Annotated in this window: 11 protein-coding genes; 6 read left to right on the forward strand and 5 right to left on the reverse strand. The window is 66.6% G+C overall.

What is annotated here, in order from left to right:
- Positions 1–66: 66 nt before the first annotated feature.
- Complete coding sequence (locus F1609_RS04890) at positions 67–249, reverse strand: hypothetical protein (RefSeq protein WP_167075238.1); 183 nt, start codon at positions 247–249, stop codon at positions 67–69.
- Between the two features lie 3 nt (positions 250–252).
- Between F1609_RS04890 and F1609_RS04895 the strand changes: the two genes are divergently transcribed.
- The 4 genes from F1609_RS04895 (at position 253) to F1609_RS04910 (ending at position 7,805) form a co-directional block, all read left to right on the forward strand.
- Positions 253–4,425, forward strand: a complete 4,173-nt coding sequence (locus F1609_RS04895) for a tetratricopeptide repeat protein (protein WP_167075240.1) — start codon at positions 253–255, stop codon at positions 4,423–4,425.
- 12 nt (positions 4,426–4,437) lie between these two features.
- On the forward strand, positions 4,438–6,339 hold the full coding sequence (locus tag F1609_RS04900; RefSeq protein ID WP_167075242.1) for a hypothetical protein: 1,902 nt from the start codon (positions 4,438–4,440) through the stop codon (positions 6,337–6,339).
- A gap of 115 nt (positions 6,340–6,454) precedes the next feature.
- Positions 6,455–6,775 (forward strand): quaternary ammonium compound efflux SMR transporter SugE, encoded by a 321-nt coding sequence (gene sugE, locus F1609_RS04905; RefSeq protein ID WP_167075243.1) that lies wholly within the window; start codon positions 6,455–6,457, stop codon positions 6,773–6,775.
- 97 nt (positions 6,776–6,872) lie between these two features.
- On the forward strand, positions 6,873–7,805 hold the full coding sequence (locus tag F1609_RS04910) for a 4-hydroxyproline epimerase (RefSeq protein ID WP_167075245.1): 933 nt from the start codon (positions 6,873–6,875) through the stop codon (positions 7,803–7,805).
- Between the two features lie 13 nt (positions 7,806–7,818).
- On the opposite strand, the gene F1609_RS04915 is transcribed toward F1609_RS04910, so the two are convergent.
- On the reverse strand, positions 7,819–8,799 hold the full coding sequence (locus tag F1609_RS04915) for a M14 family metallopeptidase (protein WP_167075247.1): 981 nt from the start codon (positions 8,797–8,799) through the stop codon (positions 7,819–7,821).
- An 87-nt stretch (positions 8,800–8,886) separates the two neighbouring features.
- Here F1609_RS04915 and F1609_RS04920 point away from each other — a divergent pair, with 87 nt between their 5' ends.
- Positions 8,887–10,008 (forward strand): acyltransferase family protein, encoded by a 1,122-nt coding sequence (locus F1609_RS04920; protein WP_167075249.1) that lies wholly within the window; start codon positions 8,887–8,889, stop codon positions 10,006–10,008.
- On the opposite strand, the gene F1609_RS04925 is transcribed toward F1609_RS04920, so the two are convergent.
- The 3 genes from F1609_RS04925 to F1609_RS04935 are packed head-to-tail and all read right to left on the reverse strand — an operon-like array spanning position 9,978 to position 12,037.
- Positions 9,978–10,475 carry a hypothetical protein gene (locus tag F1609_RS04925; protein WP_229421648.1) on the reverse strand — a complete coding sequence of 166 codons (498 nt, stop codon included), beginning with the start codon at positions 10,473–10,475 and terminating at the stop codon, positions 9,978–9,980. The two genes, F1609_RS04920 and F1609_RS04925, sit on opposite strands and share 31 nt — an antisense overlap.
- A gap of 33 nt (positions 10,476–10,508) precedes the next feature.
- Positions 10,509–11,390, reverse strand: coding sequence for a pirin family protein (locus F1609_RS04930; RefSeq protein ID WP_167075251.1), 882 nt, complete (start codon positions 11,388–11,390; stop codon positions 10,509–10,511).
- A 47-nt stretch (positions 11,391–11,437) separates the two neighbouring features.
- A complete protein-coding gene (locus tag F1609_RS04935) occupies positions 11,438–12,037 on the reverse strand; it encodes an FMN-dependent NADH-azoreductase (protein WP_167075253.1) in 600 nt (199 codons plus the stop codon).
- Positions 12,038–12,146: 109 nt separating this feature from the next.
- On the opposite strand from F1609_RS04935, the gene F1609_RS04940 reads away from it, so the two are divergent.
- Positions 12,147–13,067, forward strand: coding sequence for a LysR family transcriptional regulator (locus F1609_RS04940; protein ID WP_167075255.1), 921 nt, complete (start codon positions 12,147–12,149; stop codon positions 13,065–13,067).
- Positions 13,068–13,076 lie beyond the last annotated feature (9 nt).

The following is a 13,076-nucleotide window of genomic DNA, read 5'->3' on the forward strand; positions in this document are numbered from 1 at the left end:
ACCGGGCGCAAGGCGCATGGCGACTGGCTGGAGGCGGAAAGTTGGCAGAAGCACTATTTGTTAATGTTATAATAATGTTCCGCCGGTTTCTGCCGCGCCGATCCACTGCTTCCATGCTTTCATGGCCACCCCTTTCTCCATCTTGATCACCTGGAACGGCGTCACGCGCATGGCGAGGCGGCCGTGCTCCACTACAAGGCCGCCTGCCAGCGCGCCTCCATATTGATCGACCGACCTGATGAACAACAACTGATGAACGCCAACTTTACTGCGCTGGGGCCCGTGAGCGGCTACCCGACCATCACCATCGCCGACTTTATCGCGCACTTTCCGCATGTGGAAACCAACGAGGAAGCCGCCGGCGACGGCGACTACGCCTTCAGCGACTACCACGCGGACGTGAGCATCATCCTGCTCACCGGCGATGTCTTCATTTCGCAGGAGCGCTTGAAGGATCTGCACGAGAACTTTCACCTGAAGCTGGCGGTGGACGGCAATCTGCATGTCGACGGCGCGCCGGCCAACCTGTTTTATGTCAGCGGCGACGTGTTTTGCACAAGCGTCGACCTGGCCATCTTCGACTTGCACGAACCGGTCGGCGGCGCCATCACCGCCAGCGACTGCGCATGGATCGTCGGCGAGGAGCCGGCCCTGGTGCTCGATCCGCCCCTGGTGCGGCTGGAGACGCCGTATCTGTTCGCCTGCTGGTACCGGGTCGGGCCGATGGCGCTGTCGCCGTCCACGGTGCTGTTCATCTGCGGCGAGTGGCGGTACTCGGGCGCTTTTGCAGAACCGCGCGCGGTCTTCATCGGCGCCCCGATGGTGTTCGTGCTCGACCAGCGCTTCCTGTGGCCGTTCGAACACGCGACGGCCAACGAGCCGCAGTGGCGCAAGGGCGAGATCGAAGGCGCCCTGCGCGCGGGCGAGGACATCCTGCGCAAGGAGGTATCGATAGCCAGCGTTCCGTTCGCGCAGGGCGCCGCCGACGCCATCCTGCTGGGCGACTACCGCAATGCCTATCTGCTGCACAAGCAGGCGGCGGCTGTCTCGCAGGGCGACTACACGGCGTGGTGCGGCATGGCCGACGCCCTGTTTTCGCAAGGTGCGTTCGCCCAGGCCTTGCCCGTGTACCAGCAAGCGAGCGCGCTGTTCCCGGACAACCAGACTGGCATGATCAACGAGGCGGCGCAAAACGCGGCGCTGTGCGCGGTGCGCTGTGGCGACCCCGCCACGGCGGTGCGCATGGCCACGCTGGCGATCGGGCACGCCACCACGCTGCGCGAGGACCCGTCGGAACTCTCGTTTGCGTACGAACTGCGCGCCGAGGCTTATCTGCAAATGAACGATCTGGCGCTGGCCGAGGCCGATCTCACGCACGCACTGGCGATCGACCCCGGCACCGGCTACGGCAACTGGCTGATGGGCGCCCTGCATTGCCGCCGCGACGAACTGGCGCTGGCGGCCGCGTGCCAGGGCAGGGCGGTGGCGGTTAATTCGGCCTTTGCCGCGCCGTACGCCAGCCACGCGGGGATCGACTTCCTGTATCCGGCCCCGGTCGATGTCGACTGGACCTCCCAGCCTGGAAGCGCCGGCGTGGCGCCGGTGCGCGACGAAGCATTCTGGGGCGTGTACCTGCGCTACGAGGATCCCAATCAAATCCGGCGCGTGCCGGTGGAGCTGCGCACGCCGGCGCTGTGCATGGCTGTTCTGGAGCAGTATTCGTGGGGCCCGAACGTCAGCTTCACCCAGTATTTTCCCGACGCGGCGTTCACGCGCGAGATGGCCGAAAACATGGTGCGGCGCTCGCCCGCCAACATCGCCGACGTTCCCGCGCGCCTGGTCGACGCCGCGCTGCTCGATCTGGTGGCCAACTCCGGGCATGGCCTGCGCCTGTCCCATCTGCCGCCGCACATGATCGACCATGCGGTCTGCCTGCGCGCCGTCATGGGCGGCGAGGATCTCGCCCAGGTGCCGCCAGAGCTGCTCGATGACGCCATGCGGGCGGCCGCCGTCCTGCACATTGGCGTGCACGCCAGCGAATTGCCTGCATGGGCCACCAAGCCCGTGCTGCGGCTGGCCGTGGCGACCTACAAGCAGGCGCTCGACAGCATTCCGTGCTTTGCCTTCGACCGCGACCTGTACGAACTGGCGCATGCAACCTGGGGCGTTGACGCCGACTGGCCCGAGATCGTGGCCCGGCACGGGCAAGCCGCCTGCCTGGACGACAACTTCTGGACCGGCGCGGCCAGAACATGCTGGCGCGTGTTCTGGGACGAAGCGTTCATCCTGCGGCAAATGGCGCGCACCGACGGCGCCCACCTCAGGCCCGAACATATTGCGCCCGAATGCATGACGCGCAAGGTGGCCGAGGCTTGTCTTGCGCAGCATCCGGACTGCCTGGAGTGCATACCGGCCATCTGGATTTCGCAGTCCGCCTGCGAACGCTTCATCGCGGCCTACCCGAAGCGCCTGGGCAGCGTGCCGGTGGCCATGCGCACCGCCAGCATCTGCGCCGCCGCCATGGAGGCAGCGCCCGGTCAGCTGGCGCTGGTGCCGATCGCCCTGCGCAGTGTGGCCTTTTGCGTGGCCGCCGTACGCGCCGATTCGGCCTGCGCCGACGAAGTGCCGAATGCGCTGATGCGCGCCGTCTTCGCCATCCTGCTCGAGCAGCACGGCGACGAGCTCTATCGCGACTGGCTGACCATGCGCCGGGGCGACGGCGCCTTGTGCGCCGAGCCGCCCGATATCGACCTGGCGCTGGCCGACTTCCATACCGTGGCCGAGGCCCCGGCCAGCGCGGACTTCGACGGCGACGAGATAGCCGAGGCACAGTGGATGATCGGCTATTGCCATCATCTGCGCGGCATGCATGCCGAGGCGGCGCTGTGGCGCGAAAAATCAGGCTTTGAAGAAGGCTACGACGAGATGGGCTTCGACGAACCGGTGGCACCGTGCGACGCCGACGCCCGCCCGGCCGAGCGCGACGCGGCGCTATCGCCCACGGCGGCGCCGCAGCAGGCGGTCCGGCGCATCACCAGCTTCGACGGCTTCGAGCGCCTGTCGCCCGATCAGTTAGAGGAACGCTTCCCCGACGCCTGCGTCGGCGAGCGGCGCGATCCGCAGGAACCGGGCAGTTCGTGCAGCACCGACAACGGCGCCTGCTGGCCCGACAGCGATGCGCTGATCCTGTTCCTGCCCGGCGATGTGATGATCGACGATCGCCTCCTGCAGCACAGCGCCGATCCCGGCTGGACCCACATTGTGGTCGAAGGCGACCTGTATCTGGAGGGCCGCGACGCCGGTGTGCGCGGCGCGCGCGGCATCGACCGGGTGTATTTTGTCGGCGGCGACCTGCATGCGCGCTCGCTCGACCTGACCCGCATCCCCAGCAATGCGGTAGCGGGGCGCATCGTCACCGACTGCGCCTGGCTGTGGGCCGAGGACGACTGCGCCATGCGCACCGCCCCCGAACTGCGCCTCGATGCCGGCTTCCTGTTCGCCTGGTTCTACACCGTCAACGACATGACGATCAGCCCGGACACCGTCATCTTCATCCTCGGCAACGACGATTATTGCGATGACATGGGACTGCCCAATCCCGTCTTCCAGTGGCACGAAGATATTTACGTGCTGGCCGAACCGTTCGTCTGCATCGTCGAAGAAGAGCGCAGCGACACCAACGGCTGGGTCGACACGGCGATCGAACAGGCGCTGGCGCGCGGCGAGTCGATTCTCCGCCATGGCGTCGACATGGCCTGCTACCCGTATCACCGCGCCGCGCAAGCGCAGGCCAGCGCGCGCGAGCACCGCAGCGCGTATCTGCTGCATAAAAAATCGGCCGCCACCTCGCCCGGCTTCTACCCATCCTGGCTGGGCATGGGCCGTGCCCTGTTCAACGCGGGAGCGTACGAGCAGGCGCTGGACATGTTCATCCAGGCCGGTACGCTTTTCCCCGCCGAACAGACTGCCATCGACAATCGTGGATATGAGCTGGCATCGCTCAGTGCCGTGTACCTGGGCCGGTTCGAGGATGCCATCGCCTGGGCTACCCTCTCGATCGCCCATAACGAGGACGCTGAGGATGCGGAAGAAGCGCACGGCTACGCCTACCGCTGCCGTGGCGAAGCGCACCTGCTGGCGGGTAGCCTCGATCTGGCGTTCGCCGACCTGCAAGAGGCGCTCAAGCGCGACCGCTACGACTGGACTTCGCACTGGCTGCTGGGACAGGTGCACTACCAGCGCGGCGAACATGAGCGTGCGCGCTTCCTGCACGGCGCCGCAGCGCGCGGCGCGCGCTATTTCGCGCCGTATTACGATACCCGCAGCGGCACCGCATTTCTGTATCCAGCCCCGTGCCAGCTTGACTGGGACCAGGTTCCACTCGACACAGTGCAGCTTCCCCCGGCGCCGGATCACGACCAGTAAAGAGGTGACAGGATGGCGACACTGAAAGACCAGGCCTACTGGGACGACTACATGCGCAAGCAGCCGCGCAATCCGTCCATGCTTGGCAGCGTGCCGCAGCAGTTTCGCACGACCGCGCTGTGCGAATGGCTGATGGGGCAGTGTGGCGAGAACGCCAGCTTCGTCCGGTTCATACCGGAGCAGGCGTTCACGCGCGCCCTGGCCGAAGCGGCGCTGGCGCGATCGGCCGCGCTGCTCGGGCACATTCCGGCGCGGCTGATCGACAAGCAGCTGTGCATGTCGGCGCGCGCCGGCGACCATGGTTTCGACCTTGCGCACGTGCCGCCCGAGGTCATCGACCGCGAGCTGTGCGTGCATGCCCTGCAATGCGGCGCCAGTCTGGCCGACGTTCCCTCCGCCTTGCTGGACAAGGCCATGTGCATGGCCGCCGTCATTCTTGGTCGCCATCAGCCCGACCAGGTGCCGGTGGCGCTGATCGACGACGACATCATCGCCGCGGCCATCGCGCACGGCAGTGTCGACAGCTTCAACGACGGCTTGCCGGAACTGTTCAAGTCACCCAACTATTTGACCATGGCGATCGAGCGCTACAAGAGCGCACTCGACGCCATTCCCGGCAACCGCTTTAGCGGGCAGCTGTACGAGTGCGCTCAGCGCCTGTACGGCAGCGACGCCGACTGGCCCGCCATCGTGGCGCGCCACGACGAATCGCGCATGGCGCGCGAGCCCGACGCCTTGTATGCCGAGGTATGCTGGAGCGTGTCCTGGACCGAGCCGGTGATGCTCGCGCAGATCGGCAAAAAGAAGAGCGAGGGACTGTGGCCGTTCGAAATCCCGCCCGAACGCTTTACCAGGGCCGTCGCCAAAGCCTGTGTCGACGTGCATCCGCTCCACCTGAATTCGGTGCCGATGCACTGGATCGACCAGGCCATGTGCGAACGCGTCAGCCTGGCGTACCCCGACCTGCTCGACCTGATTCCGGTGGCCCGGCGCACGGCCAGGCTGTGCGCGCGCGCCATGAAGGCCAGTTACACCACCCTGGGCATGGTGCCGCTGGCGCAGCGCAGCGTCAAGATGTGCGTGACCACCGTGCTCGCCAACCAGGACCGCTCGGACCAGGTGCCATTGGCCCTGCGGCGCGAGGTGTTCGACATCCTGGTCGCCCGGCATGCCGAGCACTTTTACGCCAGCTGGCTGTACATGCACCGTGGCGACGCCGCGCTGTGCAGCGAGCCGCGCCGGGTCGACCTGGCGCTGGCCGACTACCGCCACGTCGTCGACACTGGCGTGAACGGGGAGATGCTCCAGTACGATGTCGACCGGAGCCTTTTCATGATCGGGTACTGCCGCTTCCTGCTCGGCGACACGGCCGGCATGTCGGCCGAGGAGTGCGCCGAGCATGCCAGGTCGTGGTTCGGCGAGGCGCTTGCGCCGGTCGACGTCGACCGCCCGCAACTATTCCTGCTGGTGGGCGATGCGCAGGGATTCAACGAGCGTGGCGACCACGCCCGCGCCCTGATCCAGGCGCAGCGTGCCGGTGAGCTGCTCCACGCCGCCGGCTGTGCCGACCCGGTATTACTGGCCGAGGTGGCCGGCCAGAAGCGGCTTGCCCTGAACGGCCTTGGACGGTGCGACGAGAGCGACCAACTGTGCGAGGAGGTGATGGACACGCTCGGTGACGACTTGATGTACGATGACGACCCGGCCTGCAACCGGCTGCGCGTGGTGGTGCGCGCCTGCTGCCTGCAACTGGCCACGCGTCTGTTGGACGCTGGGCCCACGCCTGAAGCGCTGGAAAAAATCCTGGACTTGCTCGATGCCGGCGCCGACGTGGAAGCCGGTCCCGGCGAAGACGAAGACGTGACGCGCCCGTTCACCGAACTGCGGGCCAGGCTGGCCGCGCGCGCGCCCTGAGCGCCACACCGGCGCGCCCCCGGTGGTATACTTCAGCGACCTTTTTCTCCGGCAGGGACGACCCTGCCACCGACGGAGCCAGGCTTGGACGACCTTGCCAACCAAGGAGTTTGTCATGGCATGGATCTATTTGTTCGTTGCGGGTTTGCTGGAAGTGGGCTGGGCGGTCGGCCTGAAATACACGCATGGTTTTTCGCGCCTGGTGCCCTCGGTACTGACCCTGGCCGCCATGTCCGGCAGCGTCGGCATGCTTGGCCTTGCGCTGCGCCACCTGCCGCTGGGGACCGCCTACGCCATCTGGACCGGCATCGGCACGGTCGGCACGGCGATCTTCGGCATGCTGGTGCTGGGCGAACCGGCCGGCGCCATGCGCCTTGGCTGCATCGCCCTGATCGTCGCCGGTATCCTCGGGCTCAAACTGCTCTCGCCGGGCTGATACGCCGGCGTTCTCGATGGTGCTCCTGTGCCAATTTCGCCGCAGCGCCGCCGCCGCCGCACAAGACAAGTGAGCCATCCGGGCGTATGCTGGTGACATGAAAACGATTTCCATCATCGACTCCCATACCGGCGGCGAACCGACCCGCCTGCTCATCGACGGCGGCCCGGACCTGGGCAGCGGGCCGCTGGCCGAACGGCGCGAGCGCTTCCGGCGCGACTTCGACCATGTGCGTTCGGCCGTCGTGTGCGAGCCGCGCGGCTCCGATGTGCTGGTCGGCGCGCTGCTGTGCGAGCCGTTCGCGCCCGGCTGCGTGGCCGGCGTCATCTTCTTCAATAACGTGGCCTACCTCGGCATGTGCGGGCACGGCATGATAGGGGTGGTGGTCTCGCTCGCGTTCATGGGGCGCATTGGGCCGGGGCGGCACCGCATCGATACGCCGGTCGGCGTGGTCGAAGCCGAGCTGCATGAGGACGGATCGGTCACCATCGACAACGTGGCCTCGTACCGCACGCGCCACGCGGTCACCGTGCAGGTGGACGGCATTGGCGCGGTGACCGGCGACGTGGCCTGGGGCGGCAACTGGTTTTTCCTGGTCTCCGGCCATGGCCTGGCGCTGCACCGCACCAACGTCGACGCGCTCACCGCCTACTGCGTGGCGCTGCGCGATGCGCTGGAGGCGAACGGCGTCAGCGGCGACGATGGCGCCCTGATCGATCATATCGAACTGTTCGCTCCATCGACCACGGGCGCCGACAGCCAGAGTTTCGTGCTCTGTCCCGGCAAGGCCTACGACCGCTCGCCCTGCGGCACCGGCACCAGCGCCAAGCTGGCCTGCCTGGCGGCCGACGGCAAACTGGCCGAACACGTGCAATGGCGCCAGGAGAGCATCATCGGCAGCGTGTTCGAGGCTTCGTACCGCTACGACGGCGAGCGCATCATGCCGAGCATTCGCGGCAAGGCCTGGGTCAACGCCAGCGCGCAGCTGCTGTTCGACGAGAGCGACCCGTTCGTGTGGGGCATTCGCTGAGCCGCCCCGGTGCTTACTCGGTAAAGCGCTCGAAGTCGGTATTGGCGCGGGTCAGGTAGTACCACTCCGAGTTCGGCCCCGCGTTCACATCGGGGAACAGGATCTTGCCATCGAAGTCGGCCAGTACCGGGGTGCCGTCGGTGCGCATGCCGATTTGCTCGCCTTTGGCCACCGGGTCGAAACTGGCCCACACGCGCGAGAACTGGTCGCCGGCGTCGAGTTTATCGTGCACCACCACCATCGACAGTGCTTCCATCTGGTCGAGCGCGATCGGTTCCGGCTGCGGTGCCTCGATCAGGCCGAGGAAGGCCAGTGTATTGACGATGGCGCGGTAGCCCACGTCGGGCGCGGCCGGGTCGAGGTGCTGGCCGCATTCGAGCGTGAGCGCGTAGCCGCCGGTGCTGCGCATGTATTCGGTGGTGCCCATCCCGTAGCGCAGTACCAGGTCGAGGGTCGAGGCGTCGCCGCTTTTCAGGCGCCGCTGCACGCCCTGGCCATAGGTGGCCAGCCAGCCGTCGACAAAACGGCGCACGCCCAGGCGGCGCGCCAGTGCGCGCTCCTGTTCGGCGTGGCGGAACGGTTGCAGGGTGCCGTCGTTGTTGCGCGGGCCGACCATGACGAAGGGCTGGCTTTGCGCATTGAAGGAGTGCAAGTCGAGCAGGACATCGTGCTGCCCGAGCAGGGGGCACAGCCAGTTGGCGACGCGGTCTTCGAAGTCCTGCGGCTGTGGATTGGGGAACAGGTTGCGGTTCAGGTTACGCTCGCCCGAGCGCTGGTTCAGCGCGTAGGCGAGGGGATTGGTCACCGGGACAAAGGTCACGCTGCCGGCCGCCACGTGCAGCGCGCCGCTGTCGATTTCTTCGATTACGCGCAGGATCGCCTTGGTGCCGCAGGTTTCGTTGCCATGCACGGCGCCGGTGACGATCAGGCGCGGGCCGGCGCCAAGGCCGGTGTAGTTGATCGATTTGAATTGCAGCTCGCGTGCGGTGGTCATGGTCTGGACGGTCCTGTGGATTGGTGGTCGTCTATTTTAGCGGACAATCGCTGGCGCCTGCCGGCGGCCCATGGCATCATCTGGCGCATGAAAAATCCCACCTCCACAGCGCGCATCGAAGGCATGGACACGCTGCGCGCGCTGGCCGTCACCCTGGTCGTGCTGCACCACTACGTGCTGTTCGTCAGCCGCGCCGATACCTTCGGCTGGGTGGGGAGAATCGGCTGGATCGGGGTGGACCTGTTTTTCGCCTTGTCCGGTTACCTGATCGGCAACCAGATCTTCGCCGCCATGCGTTCGCCGCGCGCGTTTTCGCTGGCGCGCTTCTACGGCCGGCGCGCGCTGCGCACCTTGCCGGTGTTTTACGTGATGCTGGCGATTTACTACTGTTCGCCGTGGTTCCGGGCCGGCCTGGAACTGCCGCCGCTGTGGCGCTTCCTGACCTTCACGCAAAATATCAACCTGGCGCCGGGCACCGCGTTTTCGCACGCCTGGTCGCTGTGCATCGAGGAGCAGTTCTATCTGGTGCTGCCGGCGCTGGCCCTGGCGATCGCCTCGCTGCGCGGGTCCCTGCGCTGGAGCTGGGGCGCCATTGCGGTCGCCATCGTGGCCGGCATGCTGGTGCGCGCAACGATCTGGCGCGAGCTGGTCGTCGGCCATCCTCACGGTTCGCGCAACTACTACCAGTATATTTATTACTCGACCTTGTGCCGCTTCGATGAACTGGTGGCCGGCGTGGCGCTGGCGCTGCTGAAGAACTTTCACCCGCGCCAGTGGCGCAGCTTGACCTCGAACGGCAACCTGGCCTGCGGCGCCGGCATGGCGCTGCTCGGACTGGCGATCTGGCTGTTCCTCGACGAGCGCCAGGGATTCGGCGTGACGGTGTTCGGCTACCCGCTGCTGGCGCTGGGCTTTGCGCTGCTGATCGTGGCGGCCCTGAGCCGCGATTCGCTGCTGCGCACCACGCGCGTACCGGGTGCGGCCAGCATGGCGCTATGGTCGTATGCGATCTACCTGACGCACAAGCAGGTGTGCATCCTGGCCGCCACCCCGCTCAGGGAGCACGGCTACGGGGCCGGCTCGCCGGTCGCCATCGGCACCATGCTGGCGCTGTCGGTATTGTCTGGATGGGTGCTGTACCGTTGCGTGGAGCGGCCGTTCATGGCAGTGCGCGCGCGCTACCTGCCGACCAATTTCAAGCCGCTCTGATGGGGCACGGCGTCGATCACGCCGAATGCGGCCGCGCTGTCGCCCAGGAAGTCGAGTACGGCGCGCGGGTCGCCTTCGTTCACTTCAATGGCGGCGCGCAGGCCGGGCAGGGCATCTTTGGTGTACGGGCTGCGGTAGGCGCTGATCAGCAGCGCGACCAGGTCGAGCGGCTGGCCGCCGTGCTGCACGCGGCTGCCGATCATGCCCAGGATGACCCTTTGCATGTCGGGCGTGGGGTTGGCGATGTGCGAGAAAATCATCGGCGTGTTGGCGATTTTTTCGCACACGGCGCGCTCGATCTGGTCCGGCTTGAGGTCGGACGCGATGTCGAAATGCGCGCCGCTCCAGTGGGTGCGCGCGTGCGCGTGCCCGGGAGGGAAGGAGTCGAGGGTGTCGAAGCCGCACACGCGGCTCACGTAGGCCAGGGCCTGGGTCAGGATTGGGAACATCCCTCCAGTGTAGCGCAAGATGTTCTCCTTGTGGTTGCGCGGGCCAGTGCCTCAGGCGCTTGCGTGCGCCGCCCCAAAGTGCCCGGCGCGGAAGTCCTCGACCGCCTGGAACACCTCTGCCTGGGTATTCATCACGAACGGGCCGTATTGGGCGATCGGTTCGTTCAGCGGGCGCCCGGCGATCAGGATCAGGCGACTGTCCTGGGCGGCCATGATGCGCACGCCGTCGGCCTGCGCCGCATTCGCCAAAATCGCCATGCGGCCGGCGGGCACCGGCTTGTCGCCGACCAGCACCTGCCCGCGATACACATACAAAAACGCGTTGTGCCCCGGCGGCAGCACCTGCTCGAACGTCGCGTTGGCCGGCAGGTCGACATCGAGGTAGAGCGGCTCGGTGCCTTCGCGCTGCACCGCGCCCGGCACGCCGTGGCTTGCGCCGGCGATCACCTGCACCGTTACCCCCGCCCCGGTGGTGAAGCGGGGGATCTCGGTGTTGGGAATATCGCGGTACCAGGGCACCATCATCTTGTCTTTGGCGGCCAGGTTAAGCCATAGCTGGAAGCCTTCCATCAGGCCGTCGGTCTGGGCCGGCATTTCGGAGTGGGCCACGCCGCGCCCGGCCGTCATCCACTGCACGCCGCCATCGGTGATCAGCCCTTCGTTGCCGGCGCTGTCGCGGTGGCGCATGCTGCCGGCGATCATGTACGAAATCGTCTCGAAGCCCCGGTGCGGGTGTTCGGGGAAGCCGGCGATGTAGTCGCCCGGCTTGTCGCTGCCGAAGGCGTCGAGCATCAAAAACGGGTCCAGCCGGCGCTGCAGCGATTGGGTGAGCACGCGATTGATCTTCACACCGGCGCCGTCCATCACGAACTGGCCGCCCACCAGGCGCTCGACGGCGCGCGGCGTGTGCACGATGTTCACTTCTTGTGTCATTTTTCTCTCCTGCGTGTTGACTGTGATGCAGCGCCGTGCGGGGTAAATCAGGCGACTGCGGCTTCGATTTCGGCGTTCGCTTCGGCCTGCGCCTTGGCGACGGCGTCCGGACCCATGGCCATGCCTTCCGAGTACACGAAGGTGACGTCGGTCATGCCGAGGAAACCGAGCAGCATCTTGAGGTGCGGGGTCTGGGTGTCGTTCGGGGTGTCGCGGTACATGCCGCCACGGGCAAACGCCACGTACACTTTTTTGCCGGTCAGTTTGCCGACAGGACCGGTGGCGGTGTAGGCGAAGGTGACGCCGGCGCGGGCGATCGCATCGAACCAGCCTTTGAGCTGCACCGAGCTGCCGAAGTTGTACATCGGAGCGCCGATGACGATGGTGTCGGCGGCCTGCGCCTGGGCGATCAGGGCGTCGTCGAGGGCCACGCGCGCCGCTTGTTCCGGCGTGCGCTGGTCGGCTGGCGTGAACAGCGCGCCCAGGGTCGGCTCGTCGAGCGCCGGATGCGGGTTGCTGGCCAGGTCGCGGCGGGTCAGTTGCGCGCCAGGGTTGGCCGCTTGCAGCTTGGCGACGATGGCATCGGCCATGCGGGTGGACTCGGAACCGGTCGAACGGGCGCTGGAATTGATTTGCAAGATGTTCATTTTATTTCCTTTTTCTACGTTGAACTGCGATGGTGGTACTTTACGCGTCCCATAATCAATGCGGAAGCCTGTAAAATGGATATCATTATTCAGTCAGTGGGACAATCAAATGGATGTGGAACCGAATGACCTGCTCTTGTTCGCGCGGATCGTCGAAGCGGGCAGCTTCAGCCAGGCCGCGCTGCGGGTCGACTTGCCCAAGTCGACCGTCTCGCGCCGCATCGCGCTGCTCGAAGCGAAACTGGGCGAGCGCCTGCTGCAGCGCACCACGCGCAAGCTGATGCTCACCGAGTTCGGCGCCAGCCTGCTCGATCACGCGCGCAAGGTGGTCGAGGAGGTCGAGGCGGCGGGCGCGCTGGTGCAGCACCGCCAGCAGGCCCCGAGCGGGCGGCTGCGCATTTCGATGCCGGCCGATTTCGCCAGCCTGGGCATGACCCAGGTGATGACCGAATTCATGGCGCAGTACCCGGCCATTACCCTGGAACTGGACCTGTCGCCGCGCCGGGTCGACCTGGTGAGCGAAAATTTCGACATCGCGATCCGCATGGGCGACCTGCCGGACGACGCCTCGCTCAACGCGCGCCGCGTGGCCCTCGAAAAAATGGCGCTGTACGCGGCGCCGTCGTACCTGGCGCTGCGCGGCTTGCCGGAGCATCCGGACGACCTGCTCAAGCACGACCTGCTGTGCCTTTTGAGCCGCGGCGGCGGGCCGGCGCCATGGCGCCTCACGCGTGGCAAAACCGTGTGGGAGCGCGATTTGCCCGGCCGGCTGACCGCCAATTCGCCCGACCTGCTCACCCGCGTGGCGTGCGCCGGGGCGGGGATTGCGGCCAGTTCCGACCTGTTTGCCGCGCCCTCTGTGGCCAAGGGGGAGCTGGTGCGCGTGCTGCCCGAGTGGGATTTGCCGCAGGTGACCGGGTGGGCCGTGTTCCCCGGACGGCGCCTGATGCCGGCCAAGACCCGCGCTTTTCTGGACATGATGGAAGGGCTGTGCTGCACCGAAGCGCGCAAGCGCATGGGAATGGTCTAGGGCAAATTT

This window comes from Massilia aquatica, assembly GCF_011682045.1.
GTDB lineage: Bacteria > Pseudomonadota > Gammaproteobacteria > Burkholderiales > Burkholderiaceae_D > Telluria_A > Telluria_A aquatica.